Raw genomic sequence first — 15,766 nt, 5'->3', positions numbered from 1 at the left:
TCGATCACTTCACCCAGTCGAGCCCGATCTCTTCATAGATTTCGCGGCTTTCCGCCCAGTTTTCCTCCACCTTCACGTGGAGGAAAAGGTGCACCTTCTGGCCCAGGATTTCGGCCAGTTCCTTTCGGGCGGCTTCACCGATCGCCTTGATCCGCGCGCCCCGCTTGCCCAGCACGATGGGCTTCTGGCTGTCGCGCCCGACCACGATCTGCTGGTGGATTTCCACCGATCCGTCCTTGCGCTGGGTATAGCTTTCAGGGCGAACCGCGCTGTCATAAGGCAGTTCGTCGTGAAGCTGGCGATAGAGCTGTTCGCGCGTGATTTCCGCGGCGAGCAGGCGTTCGCTGGCGTCCGAAACCTGGTCTTCGGGATAGTGCCACATGCCTTCGGGCATCAATCCGGCAAGATGGGCCTTCAATTCGGGCACGCCATCGCCGGTAAGCGCGGAAACGAAGAATATCTCGTCGAAATCCGCCTGTCCGGCCAGGTCTTGCGCCAGAACCAGCAGCTTTTCCTTTTCGCAGGCATCGACCTTGTTGAGCGCCAGGATCTTGCGTTCGGGCCGATCCTTCAAGGCGTCCAGGATCGGTTCCAGATCGTCGTGCCGCTTCTTGCGGGCATCGACCACCAGCAGGATCGCATCGGCTTCGTGCGCGCCTTCCCACGCGGCGGATACCATCGCGCGATCCAGCCTGCGGCGCGGGGCGAAGATACCGGGCGTATCGACGAGGATGATCTGCGTGTCGTCCCCGCCATCGGTCTTTGCCAGCGCGATGCCCATCAGCCGCGCGCGCGTCGTCTGCGCCTTGGCCGAAACGATGGCGACTTTCTGGCCGACCAGCGCGTTCACCAGCGTGGACTTTCCGGCGTTGGGCGCGCCGATCACGCCAACAAGGCCGCATTTCTCGGTCATGCGTATCGCTCCATGAAAAGCCGTGCCGCCGCGGTTTCGGCTTCCTGTTTGCTCGATCCCTTCGCGTCCGCCTCACCGACGTTGCGCACCGCAACGCGCACTGTGAAGGTTGCCGCATGGTCCGGCCCTTCGCGGGAGACGAGCGTGTATTCGGGCGGCTTGCGCCGGTTGCCCGCGGCCCATTCCTGCAAGGCGGCCTTCGGGTGCTTCGACCGGCCATGGCCGCCCGCGAACGGCTTTGCCCAGGCGTTGCGCACGAATTCGCGCGCCGCGTCGAACCCGCGATCCACGAAAAGCGCACCGATCAGGGCTTCCATCACGTCGCCCAGAATGTTGTCGCTCTGCTGGCCACCATCGTCGCGCGCCTGCTTGCCAAGACGCATGTGATCGGGAACGCCCAGCGTGCGCGCCACTTCCGCGCAAGTGGCGCGGCTGACCAGCGCGTTCAGACGCTGCGAAAGCTTGCCTTCCGCGGCCTCGCTGTTTTCGTAAAGCCATTCCGCCACGACCAGGCCAAGCACGCGGTCGCCCAGGAACTCCAGCCGCTGGTAATCGCGCGGCTCGCCCATGCTGCCGTGCGTCAGCGCCTCCCGCCACAGCTTGCCGTCGCGCACGGGCGCGCCGGCAAGCTTCGAGAGAAAGTCCAGCGTTTCAGGGGGCAGAGCCACCCGCGCGCCTCAGAACGTCGTGCCGATGCGGTTCCAGCGCGCGGCGGTGAACCAGCTGATCGGGTTATACCAGCTTGCCGAACCGTTGGTGGACCACATGATGATCTCGGCGCGCCCGACAAGGTTCTTTTCGGGCACCAGGCCGATGCCGCCGCCCTCGACCGCCGGATAACGGCTGTCGAGCGAATTGTCGCGGTTGTCGCCCATCATGAACAGGTGGCCTTCGGGAACCACCACGGGCGGGGTGTCGTCCTGCGGCCGGGGGCCAAGGTCGAGCACGTCGTAGCTCTTCCCGCTGGGCAGCGTTTCGCGAAACTGCGGATAGCTGCAAACCTGCGAGCCGTCCGCCGCGGTCTTTTCGAACTGGGCGTCATAGCAGTGCGTGTTGGGCGAAACCGGCACCACGAAATCGGCGACCTTCACCTTGGGCACGGCGTTGCCGTTTAGGTAAAGCTGCCCGCCGATCATTTGCACCGTATCTCCCGGCAGGCCGATCACGCGCTTGATATAGTCGGTGTCGTTGCCCGGAGGCGCCTTGAAGATCGCCACGTCGCCGCGTTTCGGTTCACCCGCCAGTATCCGACCGGGGATCAAAGGCACGCTGAAGGGCAGCGAATACCTGGAGTAGCCATAGGGCCATTTGGCCGCGAGCAGATAATCCCCGTCCACCAGTTTCGGCAGCATCGATTCGCTGGGAATGTTGAACGGCGAGAAGATGAAGCTGCGGAATACCAGCACGACAACGGCCAGCTTCAGCAGGAAGGCAAGGAAGCTTTCCTCTTCCTTCTGCTTTTTCTTCGGCGCGGTTTCGGCGCCTGTGGAGGCGGGCGTCTGGGCGGTTGCAGGCTCTGCCGCAGGATCGGGGGTGTCGGTCATCGAGGCGGTCATGTGGAGGGCTGGCCCCTTCGTCAAGTGTATTGTTGTTATACTACAGTCCACGAATAGCATTGCGCAAGTGGCGCACACGGTCCGCGACGGGTTGGCGGCTGGCCACCGAACGGGCATTACGCCCGCACATTGCCATGCGGCAGGAAGGATGAAGCGCAGATGACCGAAACGGGCTGGAGCAAGCTGGAGGCGTTGCCGCGCCCCACGCTGGAGGAACTTTTCGCCGATCCGCGTCGGCTCGACGCGCTGTGCACCACACTTGACCTGCCGGGCGGTGCGATCCGCTTCGACTGGTCGAAAACGCATCTGGACAACGCCGTGCTGGAAGTCCTGTCATCCATTTCCGCCGAAATGGACGTGGAAGGCAGGCGCGAGGCGCTGTTCACGGGCGAAATCGTGAATCCCACCGAGCGCCGGGCGGCCGAACACACCGCGCAACGCGGAATCGGCAACGGGGAATCGGTCGAACGCGCGATGGCCAATCACGAGCGGATGCGCGGGCTGGCCGAAGCGATCCTGTCCGGCGACTTCGGAGAGGTGAAGAGCCTGATCCACATCGGCATCGGCGGGTCCGCGCTCGGTCCGGCGCTTGCGGTCGATGCGCTGACCCGCGACGGCGCGCGGGTGGACGTGCATGTCGTTTCCAACATCGATGGCTGCGCGCTTGAACAGGCCTTTGCCGCCTGCGATCCGGCGACCACGATGCTGGCGGTCGCTTCCAAGACTTTCACCACCATCGAAACGATGACCAACGCGGAAAGCGCGCTCGACTGGATGCGGCAGGCCGGCGTGGGCGATCCCTATGGCCGCGTGGTGGCGCTTACCGCATCGCCGGACAAGGCGATCGAATGGGGCGTGGACGAAACGCGCATCCTGCCTTTCTCGGAAACGGTCGGCGGCCGTTATTCGCTGTGGTCGTCAATCGGTTTTCCGGTCGCGCTGGCGCTGGGGTGGGAGGATTTTTCGGCCTTCCTTGAAGGTGCCGCCGCGATGGACCGGCACTTCTATGAAGCAGCGCTTTACGAAAACGTCGTGTTTCGCGCCGCGTTCGGCGATCTGTATTATGCGCAGGCGCGCCGCTGCGAGACGCGCGCGGTGTTCGCCTATGACGAGCGTCTGGCGCTGTTGCCGGACTATCTCCAGCAGCTTGAGATGGAATCGAACGGCAAGCGGGTGACGGCGGACGGGAAGCCACTTGGCAGGCCCAGCGCGCCGGTCACGTGGGGCGGGGTGGGCACCGATGCCCAGCACGCGGTGTTCCAGTTGCTCCACCAGGGCACGCACCTGATCCCGGTGGATTTCCTGGCGGTGAAGGCGGCGGGCGACGTGCTCGATCCCGCGCACCATCGCATCCTTCTGTCCAACTGCTTCGCGCAAGGGGCCGCGTTGATGAGCGGGAAGGCAGACGATGGAGACGCGGCGCGCGCCTATCCGGGGGACCGTCCGTCGGCAACAATGCTGTGCGACGATCTCAACCCCGCCACGCTCGGCAGCCTGATCGCCTTCCACGAACATCGCACGTTCGTGAACGGCGCGATGCTGGGGATCAATTCGTTCGACCAGTTCGGCGTGGAACTGGGCAAGGCGATCGCCAAGCGGATAGAAAGCGACGGTGCGGAGGGTTTCGATGCCAGCACCGCCGCGCTACTCGATGCCGCGGGGATCGGCTGACCGGCGCAAGAGGCTGGCAAAAGCGGGCGTGTGCCGCCATATGCGCCCTCTGAACAGGAGCACACATGGCCGAGCATACCTTTGACTACGATCTGTTTGTAATCGGCGCCGGGTCGGGCGGCGTCCGCGCAAGCCGGGTGGCCGCATCGCACGGGGCAAAGGTTGCCGTGGCGGAAGAACACCGCATCGGCGGAACGTGCGTGATCCGGGGGTGCGTGCCCAAGAAGCTGCTCGTCTATGGCTCCCATTTCGCGGAAGAGCTGCAGGACGCCGCGCATTACGGCTGGCACATCGATGCGATGCATTTCAACTGGTCGCACCTGCGCGACACGGTGCTGCGCGACGTGGACCGGCTGGAGACGGCTTACACAAACACGCTGGACAGCCATAAGGTCGATCATTTCCACGAACGCGCGACGATTGCCGGGCCGCACGCGGTGCGCCTGGCCTCGGGCCGCGAGATCACCGCGAAGGTCATTCTCGTCGCGACCGGCGCCTGGCCGGTAATGCCCGATATCGAAGGGGTGGAGCACGCGATCACCTCGAACGAGGTGTTCCACCTGCCAGAGCTTCCCAAGCGCGTGCTGATCCAGGGCGCGGGCTATATCGCGATGGAATTCGCGGGAATTTTCAATGCACTTGGCTGCCACGTGACGGTGGTGAACCGGTCCGACCAGATCCTGCGGGGATATGACGATTCGCTGCGCGACCGCCTGTTGCAGATCACGATGGGGCGCGGCATCGAATATCGCCTGCATTGCCCGATCAAGCGGATCGAGCCGCAGGACGGCGGCGGCTTCATCGCCCATTTCGAAAAGCACGATCCGGTAGAGGCAGACGTGGTGCTGGTCGCCACCGGGCGCCGGCCCAATACCAGTGGGCTGGGGCTGGAAAATGCCGGGATCGAGTGCGGCCCCGGCGGCCAGATCTGCGTGGATGAATACAACCGTACCAGCTGCGAAAGCATCTATGCCGTGGGGGACGTGACCGACCGGATACAGCTTACCCCCGTCGCCATCCGCGAAGGGCACGCCTTTGCCGATACCGTGTTCGGCGACAACCCGCGCACCGTGGATTACGATTGCGTTCCCAACGCGGTTTTCTCGCAGCCGCCGCTCGCCGGTGTCGGGCTGACCGAAGCGCAGGCCCGCGCGCACTATGGCAACATCAAGGTCTATTCGTCCGACTTCCGCCCGATGAAGAACATCTTCGCAGAACGGCACGAGCGCGGGCTTTACAAGATGATCGTGGACGAAGGATCGGGCAAGGTGCTTGGCGTTCACATGATCGGCCCGGAATCGCCCGAAATCCTGCAAGCCGCCGCCGTCGCGGTTAAAGCCGGGCTGACCAAGGCGGATTTCGATGCGACCGTGGCGCTGCACCCCAGCATGGCCGAGGAACTCGTGCTGATGCGGTGAAGCGGTGTGGCATCGGCAACATGGCGAAAATGTAAGGCGGACAGCGGTTAACGCGGCGCGCCGGGCTTGCTAGACTGGCGTGATGGAGATCCGCCGTTCCCTTTCCGCGCGCTTTTTGCCGCTCGTTCTTCCGCTTGCCCTGATACCGGCGCCTGCCTTCGCCCATGGCGATCACGTGCACGAAGGCACATCGCCGTGGTCGATGTGGTCCGTTTCGCCCGAAATCGTGATCGGCCTTGTGCTTGCTGGCTGGATCTACTGGCGCGGGGCGCGGCATGACCTTGCCGGAGACCGCTGGCGCATGGCGGCCTTTTTCGGCGGGCTGTTCGCACTGTTCATTGCCCTGATCTCACCGGTCGAGGAACTGGCCGACCATATTTTCGCCGTCCATCAGGTTGAGCACATGCTGCTGCGCACGATTGCGCCGATGCTGATCTTCCTGTCGCGGCCGCAAGCGGCGATGGTGCGCGGCCTGCCTGCGGGGGTGAGCCGCTTTTTCGCCGGTCGCGGGTGGCTTCGCGCGGTAATAGACGGCCTTCGCTATCCTCCGGTGGTGACGCTGCTGTTCCTTGCGGCCAGCTATTTCTGGATGATCCCGCACTATCACGACATGGCGATCGAGAACGAACCGATCCATTACCTGTGGCACATTTCGCTGCTGGTTACGGGGCTGCTGTTCTTCTCGGTGATCTTCGATCGCCGCACCGCGCCGCAAGGGCCGGGGCTGGGCACGCGGCTTGCCATGTTCGTTGCCGCGGCGCTGGGCAATATCGTGCTCGGATCGTTCCTTACCTTCAAGAACGTGGCGCTTTATCACGCCTACATAGAACTGGGGCATATGTGGCACGTGTCGATGCTGTCGGACGAGCAGACCGGCGGCATCATCATGTGGATACCCGGCACGATGATGTTCGCCGTTTCGGCGCTGATCGTGCTCTATCGCTTCGGCAGCGAAGAGCAGCGCGTGACCGACCAGCGCCTGCGCGCCGGACGGCAACTGGTGGTTGAACGCAAGCGCAACAGCACGCTGGCCTTCGGTCTTGGCGCGTTTTCGCTGCTGATGCTGGCCGTGGTGTTCAGCCTTGTGGCCACGATAGACCACCATCCCGGCGGGCAGCGCGATTTCGGCATGGCGGGCGAGATACCCGGCTGACTCGACCCGGTCCGGAACGGGTGGTATTTCGCGGCTATTCCTGAACACCGGGGAGAGGTTGCGATGGCGGGCACGGTTCTGGTTACCGGCGGCAGCGGCTATATCGGCGGGGAGATTATCCGCCAGTTGCTGGCGAAAGGCTGGACGGTCCACACAACCGTCCGCAACCTTGATAGCGAGGCGCGGGTGCGCCCGCTTCTGGGCGGAAGTGCGGAAACGCTGAAATTCTTCGCGGCCAACCTTACGGACGATGCCGGATGGGCGGAAGCGGCCGCCGGATGCACCCATGTCTGCCATGTTGCATCGCCGCTTCCGGCAGAGCCGCCGCGCCATGAGAATGACCTGATCGTGCCCGCAAGAGATGGTGCCCTGCGCGCGTTGAAAGCGGCGAAGGCGGCGGGGGCGCAGCGCTTCGTGATGACATCGTCGGTCGCGGCAATCGGTTATGGCCACGGCAAGGCGAAATCCCGTTTTACCGAGGACGACTGGACCGATGTCGATGGTCCGGGCGTCCAGGCCTATGCCAAGTCGAAGACCATCGCGGAAGGCAGCGCGCGCGACTGGGTGGCGACCGAGGGCGACGGCATGGAGTTCGCGACCGTCAATCCCGCACTCGTGCTCGGCCCGCTTGCTTCAGCCGATTTCTCCACGTCGATCGAAGCGATGAAGCAGTTGATGACCGGGGCCTTGCCCGGCTGTCCGAACTTCGGCTTCGGCATTGTGGACGTGCGCGACGTGGCGGACCTGCACGTGCGCGTGCTGGAAGCGCCGGGCATGAAGGATGAACGCTTCATCTGTTCCGGCCCGTTCCTCTGGATGATCGACATCGCGCGCATCCTGAAGGCGGAACTGGGGCCGGAAGCGCGCAAGGTGCCCTTGCGGCGGCTGCCCGATTTCGTGGTGCGGATCGCGGCGCTGTTCAATCCCGTGGTGCGCCAGGTGATCGGCGAACTGGGGAGCAGGCGCGATATGGACGCAAGCCATGCCAGAGACGTGCTGGGGTGGGAGCCGCGGCCCGTTCGCGACACGATCGTGGATACCGCGCGCAGCCTGATCGATCTGGGAATCGTCAAAGTCTGAACGCTTTCGTTTAATCACGCGATTAATCGCGGGATTGACGGTGAGCCCCTGCCGTGGCTAGGCGGTTTCTCCCAGAGAGGAGAGCTGAATCCCATGTCCGCCAACATCGCCGAACTCGAAAAGCGCCGTAAAGCAGCCCATCTGGGCGGCGGGCAAAAGCGCATCGATGCGCAGCACGCCAAGGGCAAGCTGACCGCGCGCGAACGGCTTGAGGTTCTCCTCGACGAAGGTTCGTTCGAAGAGGTGGACGCATACGTTGAACACAACTGCGTCGACTTCGGGATGCCGGACACGGTGATCCCCGGTGACGGCGTGGTGACGGGCAGCGGCACGATCAACGGCCGGCTCGTCTATGTATTCAGCCAGGATTTCACGGTGTTCGGCGGCGCGGTTTCCGAACGCCACGCGATGAAGATCTGCAAGATCATGGATGCCGCCATGAAAGTTGGCGCGCCGGTGATCGGGCTGAACGATTCGGGCGGCGCGCGCATCCAGGAAGGCGTCGCCTCGCTGGGCGGCTATGCCGAGATATTCCAGCGCAACGTGCTGGCATCGGGCGTGGTGCCGCAGATCAGCCTCATCATGGGGCCGTGCGCGGGCGGTGCGGTCTATTCGCCGGCGATGACAGATTTCATCTTCATGGTGAAGGACAGCTCGTACATGTTCGTCACCGGTCCCGACGTGGTGAAGACGGTGACGAACGAGATCGTCACGCAAGAGGAACTGGGCGGCGCGGTCACGCACACCACCAAGACCTCTGTCGCCGACCTTGCGCTGGAAAACGATATCGAGGCGCTGCTCGCCGCGCGCGACATGTTCGATTACCTGCCGTTGTCGAACCGCGAGGACGTGCCGGAGCGCCCCTGTGCCGACCCGTGGGACCGGCTGGAGGAAAGTCTCGATACGATCATCCCGCCCAACGCCAACCAGCCTTACGACATGCACGAGGTGATCCGCAAAACGCTGGACGAGGGTGATTTCTTCGAGATCCAGCCGGCCCACGCGGGCAACATCATCTGCGGTTTCGGGCGGGTGGAAGGACGCACAGTGGGCGTCGTCGCCAATCAGCCGATGGTGCTGGCGGGCGTGCTGGACATCAATTCGTCAAAGAAGGCCGCGCGTTTCGTGCGCTTCTGCGATGCCTTCTCCATCCCGATCCTGACCTTCGTCGACGTGCCGGGCTTCCTTCCGGGCACGGGGCAGGAACACAACGGCATCATCAAACACGGCGCCAAGCTGCTGTTCGCCTATGCCGAGGCGACCGTGCCCAAGATAACCGTGATCACCCGCAAGGCCTATGGCGGGGCTTATGACGTCATGGCCTCAAAGCACCTGCGCGGCGACGTGAACTATGCCTGGCCCACCGCCGAGATTGCGGTGATGGGGGCGAAGGGCGCGGTGGAGATCATCTTCCGCAAAGATGCTGGCGATCCGGAAAAGATCGCCGCGCGCACCAAGGAATATGAAGACCGCTTCGCCAACCCCTTCGTGGCGGCGAGCAAGGGCTTTGTCGATGAAGTGATCTTCCCTCACTCCACCCGCCGCCGCATTGCGCTTTCCTTGCGCAAGCTGCGCAACAAGGAACTGGAGAACCCCTGGAAGAAGCACGACAACATTCCGCTGTGAGGGTGTTCCCCTCCCACTCGTGCGGAGGGCCAGGGGTGGACTGGTGACCATCCCGCAGTTTTGACATTCCGGGCCTATTGGCGGCCCACCCCCGACCCCTCCCGCAAGCCGGATGGGGGAATACAGGATCAGGTTCATGACCGACCTCAATGACATCTACATCGTCGGCGGTGCGCGCACTGCCATCGGCACGTTCGGCGGCGCGCTCGCTTCACAGCGTCCGGCAGACCTCGGCACGCTCGTCATCAAGGAAGCGTTGTCGCGCGCGGACGTTCCGGCGGACAAGGTGCAGCAGGTGGCTATCGGCACCGTCGTTCCCACGCAGCCGTCCGATGCCTATGTCAGCCGTGTCGCCGCGGTGAACGCGGGCGTTCCGGTTGAATCGGTGGCGATGAACGTCAATCGCCTGTGCGGTTCCGGCCTGCAGGCGATCGTCTCGGTCGCGCAGGCGATCAGGCTGGGCGAGTGCGACATTGCCGTTGGCGGTGGTGCCGAAGTGATGTCGAACGCGCCGCGCATCGTACAGGGAACGCGCACCGGCCAGAAGATGGGCGACATGACCTTGCAGGACATGATGCTGGGCGCGCTGCACGATCCGTTTGAAAACATACACATGGGCGTGACGGCGGAAAACGTGGCGCAGCAGTGCCAGATCACGCGCGAGGAGCAGGACGAACTGGCGGTCGAAAGCCACAGGCGCGCGGCCCGCGCCATCGCGGAAGGCCGCTTCAAGGAACAGATCGTTCCGGTCGAGATCAAGACCCGCAAGGGCGTGACCGCGTTCGATACGGACGAGCACGTGCGCGCCGATGCCTCGGTCGAATCGATGGCCGGCCTCAAGCCGGTGTTCAAAAAGGATGGCACGGTCACCGCGGGGAACGCCAGCGGCATCAACGACGGTGCGGGCGCGGTCGTGCTCGCCAGTGGCAAGGCGGTGAAGGAGCAGGGGCTGAAGCCACTCGCCAAGGTGCTTGGCTGGGGCCACGCGGGGGTAGAGCCGAGCGTGATGGGGCTTGGCCCGGTCAAGGCGGTGCCGGTTGCGCTGGAACGCGCCGGGGTGACGCTGGACCAGATCGACGTGATCGAATCGAACGAGGCGTTCGCCGCACAGGCTTGCGGCGTTGCCAAGCAGCTCGGCTTCGATCCGGAAAAGACCAACGTCAACGGATCGGGCATCTCCCTCGGTCACCCGATCGGCGCCACGGGCGCGATCCTGACGGTAAAGACGCTTTACGAACTTCAGCGCACCGGCGGCAAGTATGGCCTCATCACGATGTGCATCGGCGGCGGACAGGGCATCGCCATGGTGATCGAGCGGGTTTGATCCTCGCGAAGGGCGCGCGCTGAATGGTGCGCGCCTAGATCCCGGCGTACCACTGGTAGCCCGAATGATCCTCCCAGTATCCGCCCTTGCCGCCATAGAGGCCGTCAAGCGTGGAGCGCGCCTCGATCCGCATCACGTATTTCGCCTGCTTGTAACCAAGCTGGCGTTCCACACGCAGGCGCAGCGGGGCGCCGTGCCCGATGCTTAGGGGCTGGCCGTTCATGGTGTGGGCAAGCATCGTCTGCGGGTGGAACGCGTCGACCATGTCGATGCTTTCGTAATAGGGGTGCCCGCGAAAATCGTCCGCGCAGTGAAACACGATATAGCGCGCGTTGGATGATACGCCCGCCGCGCGCAGCAGCAACGCAAGGGGGACGCCGGTCCATTCGCCGATCGCGCTCCACCCTTCCACGCAATCGTGCCGGGTAATCTGCGTGCGCTGCGGTGCGGCTTTCAGTTCGGCCAGGCTGAAGGTGCGCGGGCGCGCGACGAAGCCGTCCACCATCAACCGCCAGTCGGCAAAGTCGTTCGCCATCAACGCGCGGTAGTCGGTCGAGCCAGGCAGGGTGTTGCCGTTTGTGCGGAACACGGGGCTCATCTCGCTGCGGGCGAACTCGGGCGCGAGCGCGTTGCGACCGGTAACAAGGCGCTGGCCCGTCATCGTCGCCTTTTCGCCAAGGCCCAGCACCGTCTGCACGGTGGGCGATGCATTGATCCTGTCGCAGCCGGCAAGCAGCAGGCCCGCACTGCCGACCAGAGCGTTGCGGCGGGTGATGATCGTCATTCCGCGTCCTCCGTTTGTGTGGAACGGGGCGGGGGGAGGCGATACCAGCCTGTCACCATCGCGCGCAGTTCGTTTAGCGGGCCTGCCAGGACCACCATGACAAGGTGGATGGCGATGAATGCCGCAAGCGCCATGGCGCAAAGGAAATGGATCGATCGCGCCGATTGCCGACCGCCGAAAATATCGAGCAGCCAGGGCCAGGCCGCGTCCATGTTGGGAGACATGGTAAGCCCGGTCAGGACAACCAGCGGGATCAGCACGAAGACGACCGCGACATAGGCGATCTTTTGCAACGGATTGTAATGCCGGGCATCGTCCCCCGTGGGAAAGCGCAATCGGGCGTGCGCCTTTATATCGGCCCACAGGTGCGAAGCGCGCAGTTGCCGGGGCGTTGGCAAGAGGTCGCGCTGGATATGGCGGGAGACGAAGCCGTAGAGCCAGAAGGCAAGGCCGCCCAGCACCAGCACCCACGCGAAGAAGAAATGCCATTGCCGCGCGGCGGCAAGGTTATAGCTGGAAGGGATCGTCACCAGCGCGGGAAAGGCTATGGCCTTGCCGCCGGAAAACCCCAGAACGCCCGTTGTCGTGATGACGAGCGAACCGATGCGCAGGAAGCCGTGCGGCCCACGGTTGCCGATCTCCAGCCAGGCGGGATCGGGGTTGGCTCCGAACGCGCCCCAATAGAGATGCGGATGCGCGTTGAAGATCATCAATCCGCTCATCAACATCACGAACACGGCCAGCGCGTTGGTCCAGTGCCACAGGCGGACCGGCCAATGCGTTCGGTAAACGAGTTCTCCGGTGGCGCGCTGTGTCATCGGTGGGGCTTCCTCGCGTTTGCGGGGCAATTTGCCATAGCAATTTCCAGGCGCAAACCCGCACCGTTTTGCGCGACGAAAATTGCGCACTTTTGAAATGTAGTTATCCCCGAATTGGGCTTTGTGCACATAATTGAACCGAATCAACCGATTGTTCGGTTCTCTCCGGTTATTTCACCGCACGGGTTTACCATCGAATTCGCCACGTAACGGCCGGTCGTGCGGCAGGCGCATTATTTGCGCTTCGTGAGGTTCATCAAGTCCACAAACCGTCAATATGAAGAATAGATGGATGAAACATTACTGCTATGTAATGTTGTAAATGAACCTAACTGTGAAACGTTTTGTAATTGCGACGAACCGAAGTTTCACAGCGTTGTAAACGGGCGGCCATGCGTCAGCATCTGCTTATGCACCGGCACACGGTGCAACCTTGAACAGGGGTACAACGCATGAAGATAGCAAGATGGGGCCAGACGGCCTTGGGGGTGTTCGCTGCCGTCGTCGGCCTGGGGGCACTTGGCGCCGGTTCTGCCTATGCGCAGAACGCACACGCCAATCCGCGCGCGACGGACGCCGTGCAGCGTAGCGGCAATGTCTATCACAAGGCCGTTTGCAGCCATTCGATCACGCTGGGCATGGCGCGCTGCGACGCGCAGATCCGCACCGATGCGCGGGGCGAACCGTTCAAGGGCAAGCCGGGGCCGGGACCGGGGCCGAATACGAACCCGGCGGGTTACGGGCCGACCGATTTGCGCACCGCCTATGCGGTAACCGCAAGCGGCAGTTCCGCCACCACGATCGCCATCGTCGATGCCTATGGATATCCCAACGCGGAAACCGATCTTGGGACCTATCGTTCGCAGTTCGGTCTGCCGGCGTGCACCACGGCGAACGGTTGCTTCAAGGTGGTGGGGCAGACCGGCTCTTCCAACCTGCCGCGTTACAACAGCGGCTGGGCGCAAGAGCAGGCGCTTGACCTCGACATGGCATCCGCCATGTGCCCGAACTGCAAGATACTGCTCGTCCAGGCGTCGAGCGCCAGCTTTACCAACCTTGCGACGGCGGTGAACACCGCGGCCGCGCTGGGCGCGAAGGTGATTTCCAACAGCTATGGCGGCGGTGAGAGCGGCTCGTCCAGCTATGCCGCGTATTACAACCATCCGGGCGTGGCGGTGACCGCCAGCGCGGGAGACAGCGGCTATGGCGCGCAGTTCCCGGCAACGGCACCGGGTGTCATCGCGATTGGCGGCACCACGCTGACCAAGGCAAGCAATACGCGCGGCTTCACCGAAACCGTCTGGAGCGGCACCGGCAGCGGTTGCAGCGCGGTTTTCGCCAAGCCTTCGTGGCAGACCGATACGCTGTGCACCACGCGCATGGAAACCGACATTTCGGCCGTGGCCGATCCGTCGACCGGCGTCGCCGTCTATGGCCCGACCGGACGCGGCAAGGGTTCGGCATGGCTCGTCTTTGGCGGCACAAGCGTCTCCGCTCCGCTGATCGGCGGCATCTACGGTGCGCTTGGCGTATCGCCGAACGCGGCGCAGAAGATCTGGACCGCATCAAGCTCTGCCTTCAACGACGTGACCAGCGGCAACAACGGCAGCTGCGGCGGAACGTATTTCTGCACCGCAGGTGCCGGATACGACGGCCCGACCGGGCGCGGCACGCCCGCCGGCAGCGCCGCATTCTGACGGTGTAGCGCAAATGTCGCCGTGCCGGGTGGAAACGCCCGGCACGGCTTCATTGCGTCTTCCCTCAGGCTTGACCCCGTCATAGCAATGACCCGATGACATTACCCCGAACGAAGGCCGCCGCGCTCTGGCGGCTGCTTGCATTTCTTGCCGCCGTCTTCGCTGGCGTTTCAGCGGGTGCGGTGCCCGCCGCGGCGCAGCCGGGCGCGGCGCCGGCGGTGCTGACCGAAGTCATGCTTGTCAGCGAAACGCCCGACGAAAGCGTGTTCCGGCTTACCTTCCAGCCCAGGGCAAACGGCTTCGGGGTGATCGCGACGGAGCCCGGCAAGGCGGCGCTGGGCCTTGCACTGGCGACACGCGGCAATTCCGCCGTCTCTCCGCCGGGCCTTAAAGGGTTGGTCCACCAGATCCGGTTCGACCAGGTGGAAACGGTGCTGATCCTCCATTTCGACACCGCATCCGCCGCAACGCTGAAGGCCAAATCCGTCGGCCCCGCAACGATCGAGGTTACCGTTTCAACCGGCGCGCGAAAGGAAACGCACCAGGAAGCCGCCGCGCGTGAAGGCCCGCTTCCACAGGCAAGCGCACCGCCGCCCGGAGAGGACGGTTACGAACTGGTATTCCTGAAATACGCGGACGTCAGCGAAGTGGTGGGCCTTCTGGCCGACGGGCTCACCGTCAAGTCCAACGACGTGTTCAATCCCAGCGAGCCTGCCTTCGGTTCCAGCAGCCTGACCGGCAATTCCTATGCGCCCACGCCGCAGCAGCAAGGGGGCGGGATGGACGATCACCCGCTGGGCGAATCCGTGAACAGCGCGATTGCCATTGACCGCCGCCTGAACGCGGTCTGGCTGAAAGGATCGGCGGAAGAGATCGCGCGGTTGAAACAGCAGATCGCGATGATCGACGTGCCGGTGGATTCGGTGATCCTGGAAACGCAACTGGTGGAGCTAACCGAAAGCGGCGCGAAGGCCGTGGGCATCGATTTCAACAACACCAGCGGCCAGATCGGCGTCGCATCCATCGAAACGGGCAAGAACATCCTGCCGGGATATTATCCCAACGCGCAGGGGCGGCTGAACAGCGCGTCCCTGCAAGCCGCGATCTATGCGCAAGTCCAGAGAGGGCAGGGCAAGATCGTTTCGCGCCCGCGCATCGCCGCGCAAAGCGGATCGACGGCCAAGATCGTGACAGGCGATGCCTTGCCGATCCTCACGTCCATCACCCTTTCGGGCGTGAACGGCGTTTCGCAACAGGTGCAATATGTGAACGTGGGCGTGACGTTGCAGATCGCGCCGCGCGTGTCGGATGACGGCATGGTATCGAGCCACGTGTTCTGCGTGGTGTCGAGCGTGACGGGATATTCGCAAGGCTATCCCACGATCAGCCAGCGCGAGGCGGAAACGTCTGCTACGGTGCGCGACGGGGAAAGTTTCGTGATCGGCGGGCTGACGCAGGAAGACGTGATCCAGAGCCGATCCAAGATCCCGCTCCTGGGCGATATCCCGCTGATCGGCAGCGCGTTCAGGGTCGATCGCAAGACGCGGTCCAAGACGGAGCTTTACATCGTCGTGACGCCGCATGTCGTGCGGCGGGTGAAACCCCGCGCCGCCGCGGAGGCCGCGCGCGCGCTCGCGCCGGGCGATGCGGCCACACCGCAACCGGCTGCCGCCATTGACGCTGCGCCGGCACCGCCGCTTTCCGGTCCGCAGCAGCGGTAAACACT

General features: G+C 63.8%; 12 protein-coding genes and 1 pseudogene. 8 read left to right on the top strand and 5 right to left on the bottom strand.

Annotated features, from left to right (window positions below):
- Nucleotides 1-4 precede the first annotated feature (4 nt).
- The 3 genes and pseudogenes from era to lepB form a co-directional block, all read right to left on the bottom strand.
- Entirely contained in the window at nt 5-913 is a 909-nt protein-coding gene (gene era, locus RXV95_RS10360; protein WP_338465971.1) for a GTPase Era, read from the bottom strand.
- A pseudogene (gene rnc / locus RXV95_RS10355) lies at nt 910-1,618 on the bottom strand (ribonuclease III). Before rnc ends, era begins: the two are co-directional and overlap by 4 nt.
- Nucleotides 1,591-2,457, bottom strand: a complete 867-nt coding sequence (gene lepB, locus RXV95_RS10350; protein WP_338465970.1) for a signal peptidase I — start codon at nt 2,455-2,457, stop codon at nt 1,591-1,593. Before lepB ends, rnc begins: the two are co-directional and overlap by 28 nt.
- A 171-nt stretch (nt 2,458-2,628) precedes the next feature.
- Between lepB and pgi the strand changes: the two genes are divergently transcribed.
- The 6 genes from pgi to RXV95_RS10320 all read left to right on the top strand — a co-directional run bounded on the left by pgi (nt 2,629) and on the right by RXV95_RS10320 (nt 10,741).
- Entirely contained in the window at nt 2,629-4,140 is a 1,512-nt protein-coding gene (gene pgi, locus RXV95_RS10345; protein ID WP_338465969.1) for a glucose-6-phosphate isomerase, read from the top strand.
- A gap of 65 nt (nt 4,141-4,205) precedes the next feature.
- Nucleotides 4,206-5,558: a glutathione-disulfide reductase gene (gorA, locus tag RXV95_RS10340; protein ID WP_338465968.1), complete on the top strand. Its 1,353-nt coding sequence runs from the start codon at nt 4,206-4,208 to the stop codon at nt 5,556-5,558.
- Nucleotides 5,559-5,640: 82 nt separating this feature from the next.
- Nucleotides 5,641-6,711, top strand: coding sequence for a cytochrome c oxidase assembly protein (locus RXV95_RS10335; RefSeq protein ID WP_338465967.1), 1,071 nt, complete (start codon nt 5,641-5,643; stop codon nt 6,709-6,711).
- A 63-nt stretch (nt 6,712-6,774) separates the two neighbouring features.
- Nucleotides 6,775-7,791: an NAD-dependent epimerase/dehydratase family protein gene (locus RXV95_RS10330; RefSeq protein ID WP_338465966.1), complete on the top strand. Its 1,017-nt coding sequence runs from the start codon at nt 6,775-6,777 to the stop codon at nt 7,789-7,791.
- Between the two features lie 93 nt (nt 7,792-7,884).
- Nucleotides 7,885-9,417 carry an acyl-CoA carboxylase subunit beta gene (locus tag RXV95_RS10325; RefSeq protein WP_338465965.1) on the top strand — a complete coding sequence of 511 codons (1,533 nt, stop codon included), beginning with the start codon at nt 7,885-7,887 and terminating at the stop codon, nt 9,415-9,417.
- A 136-nt stretch (nt 9,418-9,553) separates the two neighbouring features.
- Entirely contained in the window at nt 9,554-10,741 is a 1,188-nt protein-coding gene (locus tag RXV95_RS10320) for an acetyl-CoA C-acyltransferase family protein (RefSeq protein ID WP_338465964.1), read from the top strand.
- Between the two features lie 34 nt (nt 10,742-10,775).
- On the opposite strand, the gene RXV95_RS10315 is transcribed toward RXV95_RS10320, so the two are convergent.
- Nucleotides 10,776-11,525 carry a molybdopterin-binding protein gene (locus RXV95_RS10315; RefSeq protein WP_338465963.1) on the bottom strand — a complete coding sequence of 250 codons (750 nt, stop codon included), beginning with the start codon at nt 11,523-11,525 and terminating at the stop codon, nt 10,776-10,778.
- Nucleotides 11,522-12,343, bottom strand: a complete 822-nt coding sequence (locus RXV95_RS10310) for a cytochrome b/b6 domain-containing protein (RefSeq protein ID WP_338465962.1) — start codon at nt 12,341-12,343, stop codon at nt 11,522-11,524. The genes RXV95_RS10315 and RXV95_RS10310 overlap by 4 nt, the downstream gene beginning before the upstream one ends.
- 452 nt (nt 12,344-12,795) lie before the next feature.
- Between RXV95_RS10310 and RXV95_RS10305 the strand changes: the two genes are divergently transcribed.
- Nucleotides 12,796-14,040, top strand: coding sequence for a hypothetical protein (locus RXV95_RS10305; RefSeq protein WP_338465961.1), 1,245 nt, complete (start codon nt 12,796-12,798; stop codon nt 14,038-14,040).
- Nucleotides 14,041-14,135: 95 nt separating this feature from the next.
- A complete protein-coding gene (locus RXV95_RS10300; RefSeq protein ID WP_338465960.1) occupies nt 14,136-15,761 on the top strand; it encodes a secretin N-terminal domain-containing protein in 1,626 nt (541 codons plus the stop codon).
- Nucleotides 15,762-15,766 lie beyond the last annotated feature (5 nt).

This window comes from Novosphingobium sp. ZN18A2, assembly GCF_036784765.1.
Lineage (GTDB): Bacteria > Pseudomonadota > Alphaproteobacteria > Sphingomonadales > Sphingomonadaceae > Novosphingobium.
Note: the sequence above shows the minus strand (reverse complement) of the source record. Positions and strands in the feature narration are given on the sequence as shown.

Bases quoted from the DNA above. Each gene is read 5' to 3' on its own strand.
- era (WP_338465971.1), bottom strand. From the start codon at position 913: ATGACCGAGAAATGCGGCCTTGTTGGCGTGATCGGCGCGCCCAACGCC.
- lepB (WP_338465970.1), bottom strand. From the start codon at position 2,457: ATGACCGACACCCCCGATCCTGCGGCAGAGCCTGCAACCGCCCAGACG.
- pgi (WP_338465969.1), top strand. From the start codon at position 2,629: ATGACCGAAACGGGCTGGAGCAAGCTGGAGGCGTTGCCGCGCCCCACG.
- gorA (WP_338465968.1), top strand. From the start codon at position 4,206: ATGGCCGAGCATACCTTTGACTACGATCTGTTTGTAATCGGCGCCGGG.
- RXV95_RS10335 (WP_338465967.1), top strand. From the start codon at position 5,641: ATGGAGATCCGCCGTTCCCTTTCCGCGCGCTTTTTGCCGCTCGTTCTT.
- RXV95_RS10330 (WP_338465966.1), top strand. From the start codon at position 6,775: ATGGCGGGCACGGTTCTGGTTACCGGCGGCAGCGGCTATATCGGCGGG.
- RXV95_RS10325 (WP_338465965.1), top strand. From the start codon at position 7,885: ATGTCCGCCAACATCGCCGAACTCGAAAAGCGCCGTAAAGCAGCCCAT.
- RXV95_RS10320 (WP_338465964.1), top strand. From the start codon at position 9,554: ATGACCGACCTCAATGACATCTACATCGTCGGCGGTGCGCGCACTGCC.
- RXV95_RS10315 (WP_338465963.1), bottom strand. From the start codon at position 11,525: ATGACGATCATCACCCGCCGCAACGCTCTGGTCGGCAGTGCGGGCCTG.
- RXV95_RS10310 (WP_338465962.1), bottom strand. From the start codon at position 12,343: ATGACACAGCGCGCCACCGGAGAACTCGTTTACCGAACGCATTGGCCG.
- RXV95_RS10305 (WP_338465961.1), top strand. From the start codon at position 12,796: ATGAAGATAGCAAGATGGGGCCAGACGGCCTTGGGGGTGTTCGCTGCC.
- RXV95_RS10300 (WP_338465960.1), top strand. From the start codon at position 14,136: ATGACATTACCCCGAACGAAGGCCGCCGCGCTCTGGCGGCTGCTTGCA.